Source organism: Anaerostipes caccae L1-92 (genome assembly GCF_014467075.1).
Taxonomy (GTDB): domain Bacteria; phylum Bacillota; class Clostridia; order Lachnospirales; family Lachnospiraceae; genus Anaerostipes; species Anaerostipes caccae.
Map to the genome: position 1 here is coordinate 3,558,203 of NZ_AP023027.1, position 20,247 is coordinate 3,578,449.

Annotated in this window: 23 protein-coding genes; 4 read left to right on the forward strand and 19 right to left on the reverse strand. The window is 41.3% G+C overall.

The window, feature by feature from the left end:
- Positions 1-91: 91 nt before the first annotated feature.
- On the forward strand, positions 92-928 hold the full coding sequence (locus ANCC_RS17325) for a class I SAM-dependent methyltransferase (protein ID WP_039946915.1): 837 nt from the start codon (positions 92-94) through the stop codon (positions 926-928).
- A 189-nt stretch (positions 929-1,117) separates the two neighbouring features.
- On the opposite strand, the gene ANCC_RS17755 is transcribed toward ANCC_RS17325, so the two are convergent.
- The 3 genes from ANCC_RS17755 to ANCC_RS17340 all read right to left on the reverse strand — a co-directional run bounded on the left by ANCC_RS17755 (position 1,118) and on the right by ANCC_RS17340 (position 3,188).
- Positions 1,118-1,954, reverse strand: a complete 837-nt coding sequence (locus ANCC_RS17755) for a hypothetical protein (protein WP_006568149.1) — start codon at positions 1,952-1,954, stop codon at positions 1,118-1,120.
- A 108-nt stretch (positions 1,955-2,062) separates the two neighbouring features.
- The gene (locus tag ANCC_RS17335) at positions 2,063-2,545 is read right to left on the reverse strand and encodes an MGMT family protein (protein ID WP_006568148.1); all 483 of its coding nucleotides are present in this window, start codon (positions 2,543-2,545) and stop codon (positions 2,063-2,065) included.
- 103 nt (positions 2,546-2,648) lie between these two features.
- Complete coding sequence (locus ANCC_RS17340; RefSeq protein ID WP_039946913.1) at positions 2,649-3,188, reverse strand: 5-formyltetrahydrofolate cyclo-ligase; 540 nt, start codon at positions 3,186-3,188, stop codon at positions 2,649-2,651.
- Positions 3,189-3,351: 163 nt separating this feature from the next.
- Between ANCC_RS17340 and ANCC_RS17345 the strand changes: the two genes are divergently transcribed.
- Positions 3,352-3,894 (forward strand): Uma2 family endonuclease, encoded by a 543-nt coding sequence (locus ANCC_RS17345; protein ID WP_039946911.1) that lies wholly within the window; start codon positions 3,352-3,354, stop codon positions 3,892-3,894.
- A 79-nt stretch (positions 3,895-3,973) separates the two neighbouring features.
- On the opposite strand, the gene ANCC_RS17350 is transcribed toward ANCC_RS17345, so the two are convergent.
- The 12 genes from ANCC_RS17350 to ANCC_RS17400 all read right to left on the reverse strand — a co-directional run bounded on the left by ANCC_RS17350 (position 3,974) and on the right by ANCC_RS17400 (position 15,905).
- Complete coding sequence (locus ANCC_RS17350) at positions 3,974-4,777, reverse strand: HAD-IIA family hydrolase (RefSeq protein WP_006568145.1); 804 nt, start codon at positions 4,775-4,777, stop codon at positions 3,974-3,976.
- Positions 4,758-5,453, reverse strand: coding sequence for an L-ribulose-5-phosphate 4-epimerase (locus ANCC_RS17355; protein WP_006568144.1), 696 nt, complete (start codon positions 5,451-5,453; stop codon positions 4,758-4,760). The genes ANCC_RS17350 and ANCC_RS17355 overlap by 20 nt, the downstream gene beginning before the upstream one ends.
- A 13-nt stretch (positions 5,454-5,466) precedes the next feature.
- Complete coding sequence (locus ANCC_RS17360) at positions 5,467-6,759, reverse strand: sn-glycerol-1-phosphate dehydrogenase (protein ID WP_006568143.1); 1,293 nt, start codon at positions 6,757-6,759, stop codon at positions 5,467-5,469.
- A 3-nt stretch (positions 6,760-6,762) separates the two neighbouring features.
- Complete coding sequence (locus tag ANCC_RS17365) at positions 6,763-8,190, reverse strand: PTS galactitol transporter subunit IIC (protein WP_006568142.1); 1,428 nt, start codon at positions 8,188-8,190, stop codon at positions 6,763-6,765.
- A 27-nt stretch (positions 8,191-8,217) separates the two neighbouring features.
- Positions 8,218-8,520 (reverse strand): PTS sugar transporter subunit IIB, encoded by a 303-nt coding sequence (locus ANCC_RS17370; RefSeq protein ID WP_039946908.1) that lies wholly within the window; start codon positions 8,518-8,520, stop codon positions 8,218-8,220.
- Between the two features lie 26 nt (positions 8,521-8,546).
- Positions 8,547-9,017, reverse strand: coding sequence for a PTS sugar transporter subunit IIA (locus ANCC_RS17375; RefSeq protein WP_006568140.1), 471 nt, complete (start codon positions 9,015-9,017; stop codon positions 8,547-8,549).
- Between the two features lie 6 nt (positions 9,018-9,023).
- On the reverse strand, positions 9,024-11,105 hold the full coding sequence (locus ANCC_RS17380; protein ID WP_006568139.1) for a BglG family transcription antiterminator: 2,082 nt from the start codon (positions 11,103-11,105) through the stop codon (positions 9,024-9,026).
- Between the two features lie 176 nt (positions 11,106-11,281).
- Positions 11,282-12,184: a 1-phosphofructokinase gene (gene pfkB / locus ANCC_RS17385; RefSeq protein WP_006568138.1), complete on the reverse strand. Its 903-nt coding sequence runs from the start codon at positions 12,182-12,184 to the stop codon at positions 11,282-11,284.
- Positions 12,181-12,927, reverse strand: coding sequence for a DeoR/GlpR family DNA-binding transcription regulator (locus ANCC_RS17390; RefSeq protein WP_009290224.1), 747 nt, complete (start codon positions 12,925-12,927; stop codon positions 12,181-12,183). The genes pfkB and ANCC_RS17390 overlap by 4 nt, the downstream gene beginning before the upstream one ends.
- A gap of 172 nt (positions 12,928-13,099) precedes the next feature.
- On the reverse strand, positions 13,100-14,722 hold the full coding sequence (locus tag ANCC_RS17395) for an SLC5/6 family protein (protein ID WP_233458281.1): 1,623 nt from the start codon (positions 14,720-14,722) through the stop codon (positions 13,100-13,102).
- Between the two features lie 30 nt (positions 14,723-14,752).
- A complete protein-coding gene (locus tag ANCC_RS17760) occupies positions 14,753-15,148 on the reverse strand; it encodes an FtsX-like permease family protein (protein ID WP_006568134.1) in 396 nt (131 codons plus the stop codon).
- On the reverse strand, positions 15,138-15,905 hold the full coding sequence (locus ANCC_RS17400) for an ABC transporter ATP-binding protein (protein WP_006568133.1): 768 nt from the start codon (positions 15,903-15,905) through the stop codon (positions 15,138-15,140). The genes ANCC_RS17760 and ANCC_RS17400 overlap by 11 nt, the downstream gene beginning before the upstream one ends.
- 175 nt (positions 15,906-16,080) lie before the next feature.
- Between ANCC_RS17400 and ANCC_RS17405 the strand changes: the two genes are divergently transcribed.
- Together ANCC_RS17405 and ANCC_RS17410 are read left to right on the forward strand one after the other, a co-directional pair.
- On the forward strand, positions 16,081-16,431 hold the full coding sequence (locus ANCC_RS17405) for a cupin domain-containing protein (protein ID WP_006568132.1): 351 nt from the start codon (positions 16,081-16,083) through the stop codon (positions 16,429-16,431).
- Positions 16,432-16,512: 81 nt separating this feature from the next.
- Positions 16,513-16,725: a hypothetical protein gene (locus ANCC_RS17410; protein ID WP_022261129.1), complete on the forward strand. Its 213-nt coding sequence runs from the start codon at positions 16,513-16,515 to the stop codon at positions 16,723-16,725.
- A gap of 39 nt (positions 16,726-16,764) precedes the next feature.
- On the opposite strand, the gene ANCC_RS17415 is transcribed toward ANCC_RS17410, so the two are convergent.
- The 4 genes from ANCC_RS17415 to ANCC_RS17430 are packed head-to-tail and all read right to left on the reverse strand — an operon-like array spanning position 16,765 to position 20,244.
- Positions 16,765-17,772: a sensor histidine kinase gene (locus ANCC_RS17415; protein ID WP_006568130.1), complete on the reverse strand. Its 1,008-nt coding sequence runs from the start codon at positions 17,770-17,772 to the stop codon at positions 16,765-16,767.
- Complete coding sequence (locus ANCC_RS17420) at positions 17,769-18,440, reverse strand: response regulator transcription factor (RefSeq protein WP_006568129.1); 672 nt, start codon at positions 18,438-18,440, stop codon at positions 17,769-17,771. The genes ANCC_RS17415 and ANCC_RS17420 overlap by 4 nt, the downstream gene beginning before the upstream one ends.
- Positions 18,441-18,450: 10 nt before the next feature.
- Entirely contained in the window at positions 18,451-19,728 is a 1,278-nt protein-coding gene (serS, locus tag ANCC_RS17425; protein WP_006568128.1) for a serine--tRNA ligase, read from the reverse strand.
- Between the two features lie 18 nt (positions 19,729-19,746).
- Entirely contained in the window at positions 19,747-20,244 is a 498-nt protein-coding gene (locus tag ANCC_RS17430; protein WP_006568127.1) for a DUF4446 family protein, read from the reverse strand.
- Positions 20,245-20,247: the final 3 nt, after the last annotated feature.

Consider the following 20,247-nt stretch of genomic DNA (forward strand, 5'->3'; position numbering starts at 1 on the left):
GAAAAATAATCCGAACTGCATGTATTTTTTTAGAATCTGTAAACACAGGTTTTGTTGTTATGCAAACAAGATTATGAAAGGACAAAACATTATGAAAAAATTATTGAATCTCTTAGAAAGACGACCGGATCTGTTTGAACAGACCAACAACAATATTTGGGATGACGATCACATCTCCAAAAGTATGCTGGCAGCACACTTAAATGAGCATTTAGATTCAGCCACAAGAGAAATAAGCTTTGTGAAAACATCTGCCGGATGGATTTCAGAAAACTTTTGCCCAGAGGAGTATCCGTTATTATTAGACCTGGGATGCGGCCCTGGTATTTATACTGAATTATTTTACGACCTGGGATACGATGTTACCGGCATAGATTTGTCAGACAGATCTGTCGCTTATGCGAAAAATTCGGCTTACCAAACTAAAAAAGAAATTAAATACGTTCAAGGAGACTACACGAAGATTCATTTTGGTTCTCAGTACAATCTGATAACCCTCATATACTGCGATTTTGGTGTTCTGTCCCGCGATACAAGAAAGAAACTATTGGCAAAGATTTATGATTCTCTTTTTCCTGAGGGTATTTTCTTATTTGATGTTTTTACTCCTTTAAAATATAAAGGCGTGAAAGAAACTACGGACTGGGATATTCGTGAAAATGGTTTTTGGAGTGAAAAGCTATGTTTAACTCTTCATTCATTTTACCGCTATGAGGAGGATCAAACTTTTTTAAACCAGTATGCGGTTGTAACCGAGGATAGTTTTTCCCTGTATAATGTCTGGGAACATACATTTACACTAAAAGAGATCAAACATGATTTACTGGAAGCCGGTTTCATCAATATAAACGTTTATGGTGATATTGCCGGAGCTCCATATGGACCGGACGGACAGACAATGTGCATATCGGCTCAAAAGATAGAATAATACATGAAAGGGTGGCTCTGCGGTGCATTTTACACTGCAGGGCCACCTGTATTATTATGATAATAAATATTACAATTGCGAAATAACTGTATGTGTATGGCTCCTTGATTAATAATTGATAAAATACCAAACCTAATCAAAAATATAAAGATCGGTAGAGAGTCTCTCATTTTCAGTTAAATATTAAGTTTATTTTGCAATATATGCTCCATTTACCAATAGTGAATCTCCAGAGTTATGTGCAGATTCTACATATAATACTCCATCACTAGTTACTTTTGCCCTTGAATAACTAGACATTACACCATTGTATACATTTAATATTGCAATATCTGATAGTGGTTTTGGTAGTCCACTGCATAAATTTTTTCCAGCGGCAATATTTGCGGCCAGACCAACCCCAAATGACACACAAACTAATTTTCCAATTTGAATAAAACCGTTATGGAAAGTGCCATACCCAAAAACATTACGAACGTCTGTTATCTTTGTTCCTAGTGTTTCTAAAACCGAATTTAAACAATCAATCTTTCCACTCACCTTATTTATTTCATCTGTATGAATCTGATACTGTTCAATACTCACCAATCCTGCAGAATCCAATACCACTTCAAACGGTGCCGTATCCGATGTATTAAAATAAAAATCCCATGTAATCGAGAACCCGGGGCTTTCTGCCTCTGCAGGAATATTCTTTGCCTGAGAAGCCTGTGAAAGACAAAATAAGATCTCTCCCTCATCAGGGTCTTCCGCATAAAATCCAACCTGCCATAGATCATAACTCTCGTTCAGACCTTTATTCTCAAGCAGTACTGGGATAACTGTCTTATCCCCTTCTGTCCTTGCCGGCTGAAGCGTAAGGTCATATCCCCCTTCCGTAACACTGGTCTGCTGTCTGAGATCCACCACCGGTACTTTTTTCGTCCCTGTGGCTGCTCTTTTGATTTTTAATGTCTGTCCCTTTAATAACTTTGCCTGTAATACTTTTCCCTGATCTGTCAGTACTGTGTTCTCCCAAATGTTCATGTCTTCTCCTTTGTTCTAAAACTGATGAATAACTTCAAGAAGAATATAACAGATTGACCGCGGGCAATGTGGGCAAGTTCTATTTTGGGCATTCGTATTTAAAACCAATCATCCTTCTAAATCAAAAAGCACGTTCTCATAATCCTGCACATAATATTTTATATTTTTTCTGCCTCTCTGAACAATCGTATGTCCCTCGGCTTCTAATCTTTCTTTTTGCGCTTCAATCCCTCCGGGATATTTAGGATTTAACTCTCCCCTTGCTTTCAGCGTCCGCCAATAAGGTGTTTCATCTTCAGAACGCTGACAGCTTGCCCAGGCAGCAATCGACACGAAAATTCCTGCCGTGATGGGATCTGTAAAATCTGCATCATTCTTTTTAGCCAGATAGACTCTGATCGTGCCTACGGTAATCACTTTTCCACAGGGAATCTTTTTCATTATCTCATCATAAGTGACTGGAGGAGCAAAATACATCCTTTCCCCGCCATATCTTTTTATCGTCGCCTCATCCGTCACAATTTGTATTTTGGGCATCCCTTTGTCTTCGTAGAGCATTTTATTAAAATCTTTTTTATCTTCATTTGCCATAATTCCCGCCTCCTTTTCTCAATCATAGACTATACTTAATCCCCATGCAATGAGACGGTTTGAAAATAATTTTCAAAAAATATAAACGATATATCTGTACAATCTAATCTGTAATCACCAAATCCATAGATACATCATAATCATCTGTGGGGATTTTTTCCCACAAAAGTTTTCTTCTGCACAACAGAACTTTATAAAAGTCTGCATCAGAGAGATACCGGTCATAATATCCGGCCCCATGTCCAAGGCGTTTTCCACAGAGGTCCGCTGATACACATGGAATTATCCCCAGCTGAATTTCTTTTTTCCGGATAAGAAGAGTATCTTTTTTCGGTTCCAACAGTCCATAAATTCCATTTTCCAGCTGTTCCATCCCCTTGATTTCCCTGACTTCCATGATACCCGGTTCGGTACATAACGGAACACCCACAGTTTTTCCCTGTCGGAAGCACTCTTCTAAAATCTTTTCCGTGGACACCTCTTTTCCAACGGATATATAACAGAAAACGGTTTCGGCTCTCTTAAATTCCGGTAACTCTAAGATAATCTCCTGTATCTTTTCATCTGATTCCTGCATGTATTCTGTGGATAACTTTTTCAGCTTTTCCCTGATCTGTTGACGGACCATCTTTTTATCTTCCATAAATTTATCTCCTTTGCTTTCAGAATACTTTCTTACCAGAAAGAATAGCATAACAATAAATGAAGTGGGTACACTTGTGCTAAATACCTTCTCATATTATAATAAAAAAACTGCTTATTTATTAATTAAGCTGCTTATAATCCCCATGAAAGGATGTGTTTATATGTCATCAGCCAGAGAAAAACTCTATACCACTGAAGATATTTATGCTATGCACAATGGTACAAGGGCAGAGCTGATTAACGGACACATTTATTATATGGCACCGCCCACCAGAAATCATCAAAAAATTATAAGCAAATTAAATCAATATATAGCAAACTACATTGACAGTTCAAACGATTCATGTGAAGTCTATCCTGCACCTTTTGCAGTCTTTCTCAATAATGATGACATGAATTATGTAGAACCTGATATATCTGTGATCTGTGATAAAAACAAGCTGGATAACAGGGGATGCCATGGGGCTCCGGATTGGATTATTGAAATTGTTTCACAGAGCAGCAGGCGCATGGATTACAGTATCAAGCTTTTTAAATACCGTTCTGCCGGTGTGCGTGAATACTGGATCGTTGATCCTGAAAAGTCCAGGATTATGGTTCACGATTTAATGAATGAAGATATTACGGAATATACCTTTCATGATAGTGTAAAATCCAAGATTTATGAAAATTTGATCATTGATTTTCGCAAAATTGACTTATAATCATTCATAAACTAATACATTATATGGGGAGTTCCGTAACGGAACTCCCCATAATGAAAATTAAATACACATATTTCTTCTACAGATGCATTGTCAACTCACTTAAATCATTTACAATCAGATCTGGCTTCACACTGCTCTTCTCCACATCTTCCATAGTGCTCTCTCCACTCAGCACCAGAATCGACGTCACATTACTTCCGTCTGCCACGGCAATGTCCGTGTAAATCCGGTCACCGACGATTGCTATTTCTTCCGGCCTGCACCCGGTCTCCCGTATGATATAATCCAGTGTATGGCGGGACGGTTTTCCGAAAAACTCCGGATACCTTCCGGTGGAAGCCTCCACAAGCTTTGCCATGGAACCACAGTCCGGTATAAAAGTTCCTCCCTCCATGGGACAGTTCAGATCCGGATTGATTCCGTAATAGAGACAGCCGCTGCGTATAAAGCTGCAGGCTTTTGAAAGCTTTTCATAAGTCAGAGTCGTGTCAAACCCCAGGACCACGATATCCGGATCTTCCTGTACAAGTGTTATTCCAAATTTCCTGAATTCCTCCAGCAAAGAGGGGGTACCCACTACATAGACACTTTTTCCATGATGTTCTTCCATAAGAAACCGGATCATCACATGACTGGAGATCATCATCTGTTCTTTCGTGATTTTAATCTCCATAAAATCCAGCTTCTCAATGTAAGCCTGCTGGCTTTTGGATGAATTATTTGTAAAAAAATAAAACGTCCTGCCTGTCTCTGTGACTTTGGAGAGGAAATCTTTTGTAAACGGAAACAGTTCCCTCCCCAGGTAGATCGTGCCGTCCATATCCAGAACAAAGACCTTAGTGTTTTCCAGCATCGCATCCTCACTTTCCGGCATTTCCATAGTAGGCGTTCGGCCCGTGTTTCCGGAAAAAATGTTTATCCTGAATCATCCTCGGCGCTTCATGCACTTCTGTTCTCAGCTGTTCTGTCCTGGCAGCCATCTTTGCTACCTCTTCCAGCACTACCGCATTGTGGACGGCCTCCATGGCATCCTTCCCCCATGAAAACGGCCCATGATTTGTACAAAGCACTCCGGGGACATAGGATGGATTTTTTCCCTGAAATGTCTCTATAATGACAAGACCTGTGTTTTTCTCATACTCTTCCCTGATTTCTTCTGCGCTGAGCCCTCTGGCACATGGAATCTGTCCATAAAAATAATCTGCGTGAGTGGTCCCATAACATGGAACCGGCCTTCCCGCCTGGGCCCAAGAAGTTGCCCAGGCAGAATGTGTGTGTACAATACCGCCGATCTGTCCGAATGCCTTATATAGTTCCAGATGGGTCGGGGTATCGGAGGAAGGATGATAATCCCCTTCCACCTTATTTCCGTCAAGATCCATAACCACCATATCGGAAGGTCTGAGTTCCTCGTAGGCGATTCCGCTCGGCTTGATAACAAACATTCCCTTTCTGCGGTCGATTCCGCTTACATTTCCCCAAGTATATGTGACGAGCCCTTTTGCCGGGAGCTCCATATTTGCCTCATACACCTGCTCTTTTAATTCTTCCAGCATATCTTCCTTCCCCCTAACCGTTGATCACTTCTTCATAAAAACTATAAAACTTGAGCAGTCTCATGAAGGTAATTCTTGCTCTCACATAAGGAGACAATCTTGCAGTTTTTTCCTGAAAGCTTTCGTCAAAGCCAAGATCCTCAAGGGTTCTGACCCCATTCACTTCTTTGAGCATATCGGTAAGCTCTCCGGCTGAAGGGATCTCATCGATCACCGCCGCGATCTCATCTTTCCTTTCCAAAAGCTTCTGTGAGTCAACTTCTTCCAGCAGGTTCGGTGTGTTTTCTTCTATGATAGACTCATACATTCCAAGCTTAGTAAAATTCACTCTGATCAGTTCTTCTTCTACAGGCATAGATTCTTTCACTGTAAATGCTTCACCGCGCATTTTCTCTGCCGCTTTGTGGTAGATTTTTGAAGCCAGGATCAGCCCTACGCCAACCTTTTCCCCGTGGTAAAAGTCAATGTAATCATTCAGCACTTCCATTTCCCACAAATGGGACATATGATGCTCCGCCCCAGATGCGGGTCTTGAGTTGCCGGTCATCTGCATGGCAAGACCGGAAAGCAGGAGTCCATACATCAGCTCTTCATAAGCCTTCGCATCGCCGGCTGCCAGTCCCGGAAGACTGGCCTTCAGCGCATCCAGTGCCTGATACTCCATCTCACAGATTTCTTCACAAATATATTCTCCCATCAGGATATGTGTGATCTTCCAGTCTGCAAGAGCCGTATATTTCCCGAGCAAATCTGCAGCACCGGAAGCCGTCAGCCGCATCGGTGCCCTGCTGAAAATATCCGTGTCCGCAATGACAACGATCGGCGATACGGCAGTAAAGCTCTTTTTAAATCCGTGCCATGTCATAGCTGCTACTGTGGATACAAAACCGTCCACACTGGCCGCCGTCGGTACGGAGAAGAAAGGAATTTTTTTCTCGTAGGCGTGATACCTTGAGATGTCATGGATGGTCCCGGACCCAACAGCGATCATCAGATCCAGCTCGCCCATCTGGTCAAGATACTTTTGTGCCGCCTCCACGCCATGTTCATTGGCATGGAGGTTTTCCGGATCAAGGACTGCCTTTTTCAGACCCGGCACAAGGCGTTCCACCGTCTTTCCCGCTGCCTCATAAGTATTTTCATCACAGATCATTACAATATTTTGAAACTTCTTATATGCGTCCCTTGCAAGGATCTCGGGGAGTCTGCTGACTGCCCCGCTTTCTATAATTATATCGTCCACAATGATTTCATGTTTTCTGCCGCAGCTGCACGGCTTTAAAAATTTATTCACATCTACCTTCATACTTTACACCCCTGCTTCTTCCGCTGATTCATTTTTTTCCGCCTGACGGTCTAAGTAAGCTACGATCTCCTTGTTCTTCAGTTTAAAGACTGCAAACATGACTGCGTAGACAATCACTGCAATCGCGATGAAGACAGGATTTCCGGAAAGGAATGCAAGGAATACGAACCCAAGCATTGGTTTTCCAAGAATATTAAAGCTCGTAATCATGGCTGCTCCCGCCGGGATCGCAAATCCCGCGGAGATTGCCACCTGCGTAAACAGCGGAGCTGTATAAGTACACATGAGAAGCCCTAAGCTGAACCAAATTGTTCCGGCTACAAGAATCTTTGACATATTTCCTTTATAGACCGCTACCAGGCCCTGTACCATATATGGGATAGCCAGAAGATCTACTACCGGCAGCACCTGATTGCCCGGGAGGATCGTAGAAACCACGATCATAATAGGGATCAGCAGAAGTCCGCTTGTAAGAGTAGCAGGTTCTCCATAGCCGACCGCATCGTTGACGGCAATATACCATTCCCTGTCACCTGCTTTGCCCATGAATTTTCTTGCGGCCTCCGTGATCGGCGCAAACGCCTGGGCAAACATACTTGCTATTTTAGGAAAGATCGCCATGACCGCACTGGTAGCTATCGCAGCTTCTAAAATATCACCCCATCCGGCGATGGTTCCAAGTTTATTGATGCTTCCCAGTATCCCGATAAACATTCCGAGGAAAAATCCAAGAGTCATGGGCTCCCCGAGAAATCCGATTTTCTTTTCTATCGATTTTGGATTCAGTTTTAATTTGTTGAATCCAAGCTTATTTAAGATCGGATCAAACAAAATTGCAAAAATCGCGGGTTCTACATTGTGCATGGCAATAATGGTACAGTTGGGATAGTTATAGTATTTAGACCACCTCTTTGCAACCAGCTCTGATATGAGCAGACTGTACAGATTCAAAAGAATCATACATGCGATTCCCAAAATAAAATTGTGGGTCTTGAAAATAACCATGGCGCCCCAGACAATATAGGAATAGTTATTCCAGAGATCCGACGGCTGAAAAATATTCGTCCATTTTACAAGGAACAGGATCGTCTGTAAAAGAATCCCCAGACCCAGATAGATCATTCCCGCGCTGGTTGCAAAGGCAACGACGGAGGTCGCCTGCCATCCCACGTCAAACGTATTTAAATTTACCCCTGTGACGCCTGCCATGACCTGGGACATATTCTTGACCATCGGTGTGATGATCGGTGTAAACGCTCCGAGAATCAGAGTAAATCCCATCAGGGATACTCCTGCATAAAGCGCTGATAAAAATGCTTTCTGTACTTTGACTTTAAAAATCAATGCTATAATGAAAATAATAAATGGTACGATGATTGCCGATCCGAAGTTGTCGATGATTGCTTTCAGTGTTGCAAGAATTGCTTCCATATGTATTTCCTCCGTTTTACTCTCTCTTTATTTTCCGACAGACCTCAGTGCTTCCACAATCTGATTAAAAAATTCATCTTCTCCCATACCTGTAATGCACGCAAAAGCATTAACCATCGGAATGCCGTAATCCCCGTCCGGGAGCGGGCTGGTATGTGCAAGAATATCAAATCTCCCTGACTGGGCAAGATTTAATGCCTCTGTCGGTCTGGCTTCCGTAGTGGAGACAGAATATCCCCGTTCTCCTAATTTTTCCTTCAATTTTGCCGCTACCATAGATGATGTTACGGTTCCAGACCCGCAAACGGATAAAATATTGACTGCTGACATAATAAATCTCCTTTCATTTTTCCTGTTCAGGAAAGTGACTGTTCTTTTTCTTTTATAATGTGGATGACGTCCTGTTTTTTCGTACACTCCGTCAATTGTTTCAGTGTGTTTGAATCCTGCAGCACCTGCAGAATCCTTTGTAAAAATACCAGATGTTCTTCCGGATCGTCCACGGCAAGCATAAATACCAGTCTTGCCATGACCACTTCATCTGTTGTCCCCATCTGATAAAACTTCACAGGTTTTTTTAAGATTCCGATGGCTACCGCGCCTTTGTACACATGGCTTTTATCTGTATGCGGAATGGCTATTCCTACTCCTCCCATGTTGACCCCTGTAGGAAAATCCTTTTCCCTTGTCTTTAAGGCGTCAATATAGGAATCCCTGCAGTAACCTTCCTCTATCAGTGTCTTTCCCAGACGCTCAAAGACTTCCCCGGAGCTTTCGGCATCGAGATCCGTAAGCACCAGTTCCTCTTTTAAATCTTCCCAAATCATGCTGCATTACCTCATTTCATATTCATATCGTTTGATTGCGTTATAGACTTCATCTCTGCTTTGGGCCGGCCGTATTTTATTTCGAAACTTCTCATTGTGAAACAGATTCACGAGATGGAACATAGCCTTTAAATGTGTTTCTTTGTTAATTGCGCTTAAACAGCAGACCCACTCCACAGGATCAAACTCCGGTTTACCGAATACTACCGGCTCATCCAGTCTGATCAGGCTCATACCCACCTTTTTTGCACCGGCATTTAAAGCTTCATGGGGCAGTGCGAACCCCGGTGCCACGAGAATATAAGGGCCGTTCTGCTCCACATTCTTTATCATGGAACTTATATATCTTTCCTCGATACAATCATTTTCAAGCAGATACTGAGCCGATTGTCTGACGGCTTCCTGCCAGGTTTTACAGCTCACATTCAGCCTTATGGCCTGCTTTGGAAGCATTTCAGCCAGAGGCAGGCTCACCTCTTTGTGAAAGAACTCATTGACGACCTCTTCTATTTTAAATATCATTTTTTCCGGGTCCGTATCCGAAGTAAGGATTTCCTTGATCCGCTTCATATGAACTGCCTCAGGCTTTTCTTTCTTCGTCTGTTTTTTACCGGTGCTCCGGTTTCCTTTCAGCCTCGAAAGTTTTTTCCCTACATTGATGCAGTCTCCGTCATTCAGCAGAGGATCCACCTGGATATACTCTAAATCGGTGTCCAGAGCTACTGTAGAGAGAATCACATCAGCCTCGTCAACAGCCACATTCTTAAGGTCATGAGCCGGTATGATATCTGCTACATGAAAATTGAAATACTTTTTAAGCCTGGCCAGAAGAAGCTGGGATGTTCCGATTCCTCCGTTGCATACCAGAATTACCGAATAACGCTCCGCGGAGTTTCTGTTTCTTTCAATTGCGGCACAGATATGCACCACAATATATGAGATTTCTACCTCATTCAGCTTCCGCCCTATGTAATCTTCCAGGACAAATACATTGTTTTGTACCGCTTTCTGTATCTTCGGATAGCGCTCCAGGACTTCTGTCACCACTGAACTCACCGTGTTGTCCCGTATGGCTGATGAAAACATGGATTCCAGATGATTAATGAGATTTTCATAGAAGATATAATCTCCCTGCAAATTCAAATCGATGTCAATAGAAACATGCTCAATAAAGGTTCTTGTGATCACCTGCATCTTAACAATTTCCTGGTTGCTGGTCGTCTTTTTGATATAACGCATCTCATTTAATATTCTGCCGAGAAATTTAACTTCGTCCTCCACAACCTCAATGCCAGCAAAGTCACTGAGCTGCTTTAATATATACCCCGCCATTTCATATTTGCTGTTTTTCTTGCCGTCCTGCTCTGCATAAATTTTAAGCCGCATGCGGTACAGGCTTAAGAGAAGAAAATATTTAAGGTCAGTGAAGGAAGTGTCTGTGAGAAACCTTCCCGAAAAATGTTCCGCCAGATTGATAACCTTTTCCATAGTCTTCAGATCTTCCATATCTACCCGGCACTCCTCTTTCAGAGAACCGATCAGTCTCTCAAAAACCGGTGCCTCCCGGTATACGGATTCACTGCTTTTTACCATGGAGAATAACAATAATCTCTTGTTTTTTTCCTCACCTTCTAACATCAATCCTTTATTGGAATGGGAGACAACATAAAGTCTGTGCTTCCTGAAAAACTTTTTAAGGCTTTCCAAATCCTGAATCACTGTGGACCGGCTCACATACATGCAGTCCGCCAGATCCGAAAGGGTCCGGTAATCATTTTCACAGATCAGCAATGTCGCCATAAATATCTTTCTCTCGTTTTTCTCCAGCTTATAGGAATAAAAATTATCCCGGAAAAGATACTGCCTTGCCATATTTATATCTTTTCCCGTCTCAATGACGCCTTGTTTTCCGAGACTCACGCCGGACAATTCATTTTTGCTGAGAAATTCATTAATCTGCTCCAAGTCATTCCGGATGGTCCTTACGGAAACTCCGAACTGCTCTGCAAGCTCCTTCATTTGTGCCGCCTGCCCATATTCTTTTTTCTGAATCAGAGTAGATAAGATTTCCCGAGATCTCTTGTTCATATTTATCACCTCATCTATGGTTTGAGTATATCATCCGCACTCTGTAAAAAACAGTTTGAGGTTTTTCATCTTTTGTGAAAAGAAATGTCACCGTTACATTTCTTTTCACAAATAAGTGCAAAAAAAAGAGAAGCCATAAAAACTTCTCTTTTTTCCTACTTGACAATTAAATTATTCTAAAGCTGCTCATACAATTCCATAATCTTATCTTTCGTTGCAAGATCCTCAGAAAATGCACTGGCGCTTCCCGTGGCAATTCCCATCTTTAATGCTTCCTTATAGTCTCCAGCTTTGAGATATCCGGTCAGGAAACCTGCGACCATAGAATCGCCTGCTCCCACAGAGTTTTTAACTTCACCTTTTGGACAAGGAGAAATGTGTACATCCCCTTCCTCTGTGATCAGGATTGCTCCATCTCCTGCCATGGAAATGAGAACATTCCTTGCACCTTTTTCCTGAAGCTTCTTTCCATACTCAATGATTTCTTCATTATTTTTCAGTTCAACCCCAAACATTTCTCCCAATTCATGATTGTTCGGCTTGATAAGGAACGGATGATACTTCAGAACGTTTAATAACAAATCTTTCGTAGCATCCACGACGATCTGAATCTTTCGATCCTGAAGCCTTTCCATAATTTTTTCATATACATCTTCAGGGAGAGTGTTCGGAATACTTCCGGCCAGGACCAATATATCTCCGTCTTTTAATGTATCCAGCTTCTGATACATCATTTCCAGTTCATCCTCATGGATATCCGGTCCCTGTCCGTTGATTTCGCTCTCTTCATTTGACTTGATCTTGACATTGATTCTTGTCATGCCTTCTCTGAGACGGATAAAGTCCGGCTTAAATCCCAGCTGTTTTGCCCCTGTCTCAATAGCATCTCCCGTAAAACCTGCAATAAATCCAAATCCCACACTGTCGATCCCCAAATTGGCAAGTACATTCGATACATTAATCCCCTTGCCGCCGCAGTACATATCTTCCCTTTTGGTCCGATTTACCTTCCCAAGAGTCAGGTCATCCACCTTGATGACGTAATCAATCGCCGGATTAAATGTTACTGTGTAAATCATTCTGATACCTCCTTAATCGCTGTATATTTTAAAAAGCTTGGTTCCTTAAGTTTCCCTGTAACTATGACTGCCTGATCCAGCCCGGCCACGCAGACTGCTGAAATCCTGCCGAATTTAGATGCATCGGCTAAGATATAAGCATCCAGACATTGACTAAGAGCTGTCTTCTTTACCAGTGCTTCGTTTACATCCGGTGTTGTAAAACCGCTTTTTTTCGAAATCCCGTTGATCCCAAAAAATCCTTTTGTAAAGTTATACTTTCTGAGACTTTCCAGGGCTTCCTCCCCGACTACCGCCTCAGTTACCGCACGCAGTTCTCCTCCGATCAAATATACCCTAAAACCATAATCCATGAGTTTTTTTGCATGCATGATTCCATTGGTGACATAAGAAGCTTTTTTCTCTGTCAGAAAATCAATCATCATCTCTGTGGTCGTTCCGGCATCCAGATAAATAAAATCGTCCGGCCTGATGATCTCTGCACAGTATTGTGCGATCCGGCGTTTTTCATCCACATTTTTCAGAGATTTCTTCGCGACTGTTTCTTCTGCACCAAATCCCGCATCAATAGAAGTGGCTCCTCCGTGAACTTTATGCAGCAGACCTTTTTTGTCCAGAGCCGCCAGGTCTCTGCGGACTGTTGACTCAGATATCCCGATCTGTTTTACCAGTTCCTGCACTGTGACAGACTGTTTTTTCCGTATTATCTCTAAAATCCTCCGAAACCGTTCATCCGGCAGCATAAAATCACCTCTTTTTCTTTTATTATAACACCATTTCATTCAAAGTCAATCAATATCATGCATTTTCAATCATTAAAATTCCTTAAAAACCTGCATGACAAGATCCTTTTAAGAAATAAAAAACAGCAGATATTCGAAAATCTGCTGTTTTTTATATGGTTTTATCATCTGATTATCTGTTTTTATCCTTGATGACAGCCTTGCTTCCAAGATATGTTGCCAACATATATCCCCCATAAATCACGAGGATAGCGCCTCCCGAAGCCAGGATGCCGTTGAGTGCATTTACATTTCCCAATGTTGCGATCACGTTACTGGCAACCTTCACACCGATATAGGAGTGCACCAGAGCGAGGCTCAGCGGAACCATAAAATAAATAACAATCTGTGCCAGCATAGCGTGATTGATCATTCGCTCATCCGCTCCTATTTTTCTCAGCAGATTATATCTTTCCACGTTATCTGAATTTTCACTGAGCTGCTGCAGTGCCAGAACGGCTGCACATGTAATCAGGAAGACTGCTCCTATATAAATAACAATGTAGGTAATCACAGTGCTCAGTCCCGCGCTCTGTTCGATCATTTCTACCCTATAGATCGCTGTGTGATACGGCGCTTTATTTCTTTCCTCCATTGTTTTGTTCGGATACACACTTTCCATCAGTTTACTTAGTTTATGGGTATTTTCTTCTACATCATCTTTTAACTGACAGTTATACACAACTGTATGCACAGAAAACTTTTCTGCAACATCGTCAGGAACGATCAAAGTTCCCATGTCCATTGGCAGAGAAGACGCAGAATAATAGGTACTGTCGATCATAGAACTCTTTGCAGTCAGAGCCCTGCCGTCCATTTTGATCTCTACCCTGTCTTTACATACGTCTTTCCACAGCTTCTTCATATTGTCAAAATTACAGTTTACTGCATATTCATCCGACTTCAGACTGATCGTCTGTTTTCCCTGCTTTCTCATGGCTTCGTTGTAGTCTGATAAACCTATAATTTCAGGCGATGACTTTTCCATTGATTCTTTTACACCTTTAGGATAATCTACAAGTTTATCACGGCCGTTTAAGAATATCTTGAATTTAAGTTTTGCATTGAGCCTTGTGGAAATCATACATGATTTATCAACAAATTTGTTCATATCGATTCCTTTTGACTCAAACTCTTTTCTCATGTCTGTCTTTACTTTAAAGTTCTTCTCTTCTTCCGGGAAATACTTAACATAAGATACATCATATGGTGTCGCCTTCTTCATATCTCCGCCCATTGTCGTTGCCAGTCCGGCTCCAGTAGAAAATACACCGATTGCCACTAAGAGCATCAAACAGAGCAGTGTCATGGATACAAAGGTTGTAGTAATCTTTGAATTGATCTGTCTTAAAATAAACATATTAAGCTTTCGGTAATAAAACTTCTTGTTCGTCTTCAAAATTCTTAAAAAGAATCCGGAAAGAGACAGGAAAAACAAAAATGTTCCGATCGTACCAAAGATAATACTCATCCAAAATTGACCATCTACTTCCATCATACCGTTTTCCTGAATAAAGTAATAAGCTACTCCAATACATAATACAGAAATCAAAAACAATACAACAGAAACTCCCAGTTTTTTTACTTTTAAATCTTCATTCTTTTTATTTGCTGTTAAAAGGTCAATGACCTTTACCTTGGATATACTGAACGTATTAAAGATCATAACAATCAGGAAAATAACCGCAAAGTAAATGATCGTCTTTATAAATGCTTCTCCGGAAAATACAAAAGTAAATTCCTTCATCTCTACCATAAACATTTTTGCAGTTACCGCAGACAGCCCCTAAGATAAAAATACTCCGGCCAGAAGTCCTGCTGCCAGTGCAAACACCCCAATAAACAAGGTTTCGATGATCAGTACTTTAGAAACCTGCCGTTTATCCATTCCCAGGCACAGGTAAAGTCCAAGCTCTTTCTTCCGCCTTTTGATCAAAAACCTGTTGGCATAGATCACAAGAAACCCAAGAATTACTGCAATAAACACAGACAACGAACTGATTGCCATCTGAAGCATTTCAATGATACTTTTCTGTGACTCATTAATTTTAAGCATCGCTTCCTGACTGCCGATAGAGTTAAATACATAAAACAGGCAGACACCGAATGTCAGCGTCAAAAAATATACCGTAAAATCTTTTATGCTCTTTTTTACATTTCCAAACGCTAATTTAGAATACATTTGTACTGTCACCTCCAAGCAATGTCACCACTTCAATGATGCGGTCAAAAAACTCTTTTCTGGAATCCCTGCCTCTCACAAGTTCATTAAAAATCTTACCGTCTTTGATAAACAGAATCCGCTTACAGTAGCTTGCCGTAAACGCATCGTGAGTCACCATAAGAATCGTGGCATGCAGTTCCGCGTTCATAGTTTCCATACTGTCTAAAAGCATTCTTGCAGACTTGCTGTCCAGTGCTCCGGTTGGCTCATCGGCCAGGATCAGGGACGGGTCGGTTACCATAGCCCTTGCGCTTGCCACTCTCTGCTTCTGTCCTCCGGAAAGCTGATACGGATACTTGGACAGTTCTTTTGTTATCATTAATTTTTCCGCGATTGATTTTACCCTTTCATCAATTTCCTTTGCCGGAGTTTTCATAATGGTCAGAGCCAGCGCTATATTTTCATAGGCAGTCAGTGTATCCAGCAGGTTGAAATCCTGAAAGATAAATCCCAGCTGTTCCCTCCGGAACTTGGAAAGATGTTTCCCTTTTAGTTTTGTCACATCCATTCCGTCTATAAAGATGTGGCCCGAGGTCACACGGTCAATCGTGGAAATACAGTTAAGCAGCGTAGTTTTTCCGCTTCCGGACGCTCCCATAATACCGATGTATTCACCCTTTTCCACGTCAAAGCTGATGCCGTCCACAGCCTTTGTCACATTTCCTTTGTTTCCATAATATTTTTCCATATTTTGAACTTGCAATACTGTTTTCATATCCCAATTCTCCTTTGCTTTCTTTATGTTATCCTTACTATATCACTGTCTGTTTACTCTATCCATCGAACTGTCTTACAGCAAACTTACACTTTTGTCACTTTCTATTTGGATTGTAATTTAAAAAGCTATCCTCTATACTGATACTATAACCAAGAAAAATGGAGGTAAAGCTATGTATTTAAAAAATGAAGATGTAAAGTTTGAGAGTGTAGAAAATGCACGGGGAGGCAAAGGAACGATCCGGAAGACTTCTTTTCTGACAAAGGAAGAGATGAAAGAAAGCAGCCGTCTGTTCGGCAAAATCATCATCCCGCCGGGATGCTCCTTCGGCTATCATGTCCACGAAAAGGAAGGAGAAGCCTATCATATTTTAGCCGGAAAAGGCATGTACAATGACAATGGTACCGAATATGAAGTGAATGCAGGGGATACTACATATACTATGAGCGGATGCGGTCACGGCATTGAAAATATCGGTGACACAGACCTGGAAATCATCGCCTTAATATTATTAGACAAATAAAATTTTAGAAAAATCTTCTTGAATGATATTTTTTTCATGGACCAACCATACTAATTGTATCTCAACAAGGAGGTTGATATCATGAAAAAGAAAAAAGAACTGACCAATGAAGAAATCGATGAAAACATTTTTGATATGTGTTCTACCTGTTCCACGACTGACTGTACCGGACTAATTCCTGCCAATCCAGAGTCTGAGGCAGCGATGGAATCCTATGAGGAGTTATATCCCTTCCGTCCTCCGGTAATAAATATCAAAGACTGCCCAAATGCAGATGAACATGATCCAAAATAACACAAAACCGCTGACATTCTTATGTCCAGCGGTTTTTATCTACATATACACAAATGAATTTTTTGGAAATGTGATTTTAATCTGTGTGCCTTCTCCTTCTTTTGACCGGACAGCAAATCCAATTCCAAGCTTATCTGAGAGCTTTCTGCAAAGATACAATCCCATTCCCGTGGATTTGGCATACTTCCTTCCTGTAGTCCCCGTATAACCCTTTTCCATAACTCTTGGAAGATCTTTTCCTGATATTCCGATGCCGTTATCCTCTATAAAAAGCTGTACCTGTTCCTTTTCATCTGCTGCTGTAAACCGGATTTCAGGATGATCTTTGCGGTACTTTACTGCATTGATCAATACCTGCTTTAGAATAAATGACATCCATTTTTCATCCGTATAAACATCATAATCCAGATTTTCAAGGCTTACCTTTACCTTCGACTGGATCAAAATCTTGGAATTGCTGCGGATCAGTTCCTGAACCATGGAATTCAGATTCATACGTTTTACAATATAGTCCTTCTCTACTCCGTTGCTTCTGGAATAATACAGCGCCTGCTCAAGATAGTATTCCACTTCTTCCAGTTCTTCGCTGATATTTTTTGTCACCTCAGACGGATTATTTTCTATCATGAGCCTGGAAGCGGCAATGGGCGTCTTCACCTCGTGAATCCACATTTCTACATACTCTCTGTAATCCTGGGCAGAGATCTTATACTCTGCCACTTCATCGCTCATAGACTTATTAGTCTGTGACAGACAGTCATAAAATATTTTTCCCTCTGTAAAATCAGGCCTGTCAAGAAGCTCCGGGAGCATAAATTTTTTATCTAAGGAATCCATACTTTCCAGCGCCGTCTCATAAAAACGTTTTCTCTTAAAATATTCATTTCCCAGTGCAAGAATCATAAGAATAAAGTACAGACACAGCAGATATATAATAGCAAAGGTTGTGGCGTGGAACAGATTCAGCATCCATACGAGAAAAGCCAGATAAAATATCTGAAGTCCAAAAAATAATGACTTATCTCTTAAATATGCCCTGAAGCTCATACAAGATACCCCTGCCCTCTCTTTGTGACAATATAATCGGCAAGCCCGATGGAATCCAGTTTTTTTCTGAGCCTGTTGATATTTACCGTCAGTGTATTGTCATCTACAAATTCATTGGACTGCCACAGTTCTTCCATCAGATTATCTCTGGAAACGATCTCCTCTTTATGCTTCACAAGCACAGACAGAATCTTCACTTCATTTTTGCTCAGTTCTATCTGCTCTTCTCCGTGGCATGCCGTACTGTTTGACAGATTGATCAAAAGTCCCTTATGAGTCATCTGCCAGTCTTCTTTCACATGTTTTGTACGCTTGAGCAGAGAAGATATCCGTGCCACAAGAATCTGTGTGTTATACGGCTTAGAAATAAAATCATCGGCTCCCAGATTCATGCTCATCAGCTCATCCATCTCGCTGTCTCTGCTTGTGACGACGATGATCGGGACATCCGATTTTTCTCTGACCGCACGGCATATATAATATCCGTCGTACACGGGAAGGTTGATGTCCAGAAGGACCAGATCAGCCCTTTCCTTCAGGATATCCTCCACTATATTTTCAAAGTTATTGAGTGCTTTTGTCTCATAATCATATCTGCTCAGAAACTCACAGAGTTCTTTCTGAATCTTCTGATTATCTTCCACTAAAATAATCTTTGCTTTTTCCATATAAAATCCTTTACTGAATGACGTTCATTCCGCCCATATAAGGCTGAAGTGCCTCCGGTATCTTTACACTGCCGTCTGCCTGAAGATTATTTTCCAAAAATGCGATCAGCATTCGAGGCGGTGCAACGACCGTGTTGTTCAATGTATGGGCGTAGTACTTGCCGTCTTCTCCATTCACACGGATCTTTAATCTCCGTGCCTGTGCATCTCCAAGATTAGAACAGCTTCCTACCTCAAAGTATTTTTTCTGACGCGGAGACCATGCCTCTACATCTACTGATTTTACTTTGAGATCAGCCAGGTCTCCGGAACAGCACTCCAATGTCCGGACCGGAATATCCAGAGAACGGAACAGATCTACGGTATTTTTCCACAGTTTTTCATACCAGTCCATACTTTCTTGCGGTTTACATACAACGATCATTTCCTGTTTTTCAAATTGATGGATTCTGTAAACTCCCCTCTCCTCCAGTCCATGAGCTCCTTTTTCCTTTCGGAAACATGGGGAATAGCTTGTCAGGGTCTTCGGAAGTTCTTCTTCCTGAATCATCGTATCGATAAATTTACCGATCATAGAGTGTTCACTCGTTCCGATCAAATAGAGATCTTCCCCTTCTATCTTATACATCATGGCATCCATTTCGTCAAAACTCATGACGCCGGTCACAACATTACTTCTGATCATAAACGGCGGCACACAGTAAGTAAATCCTCTGTTGATCATAAAATCGCGGGCATAAGAGATGACTGCCGAATGAAGCCTCGCAATATCTCCCATCAAATAATAAAATCCCTGGCCTGCCACTTTTCTTGCACTGTCCAGATCAATACCGCTGAAGTTTTCCATAATTTCCGTGTGATAAGGAATCTCAAAGTCAGGGACAATCGGTTCACCGAATTTCTCGATCTCTACATTTTCACTGTCATCTTTTCCGATCGGCACTGACGGATCAATGATATTCGGAATGGTCATCATGATTTTTAAGATTTTTTCTTCTACTTCTTTTTCTTCCTCTGTCAGTTCCTCAATCCTGCCGGCCTGGTTTGACACTTCCTGTTTCAGCTGCTCGGCTTCTTCCTTTTTTCCCTGTGCCATCAATCCGCCAATTTGTTTGGAAATCTTATTCCTATTGGCTCTCAGAGACTGAACTTCCTGTTTGATCTCTCTGTTTTTTTCATCTAATTCTAAGACTTCATCTACCAGCGGCAGTTTGCGGTCCTGGAACTTATTTTTAATGTTCTGTTTTACTGCTTCCGGGTTTTCTCTCACAAATTTAATGTCTAACATGATTTCCTCCTGATATGTTTATTTATTCATACAATCTTCCAACACAATCTGCTCTTCTTTAGAAAGTGCTACCTCTGAACGGCCATCTTTAATTTCTTTTGCATACATATAACTTCCATAACGGTTGCTCATGGCATTCAATACAATTCCATTGTTCCTGTGATCCAAAAGTGCAATCGCAAAACTCGTCTCTCCGCCCATTTCTTTAAATGCATTATATTTTAAAACCTGCATTTTGGAATATGATAATTGAAGCTTATCTTTCAGTCTTCCCATTTCTTCATCAAGTATTTTATGATTTTCTTCAATTCTTTCCAATTCATCAAAATGTTTTACAAAAGTCTTTTCAAGGGACTTTCCATTTTCCCCCTTCATAAACATGCGGTACTTCTTTTTTAACCTGCTGGTCTTCACCAGCAATACTACAATTAAAAGCAGTGCCAGGGTACATACACCGGCTAAGCCGCATAAAACATAAAATAAGTCAATTCCAAAAATTGTAATACCTGTTGTCATTTC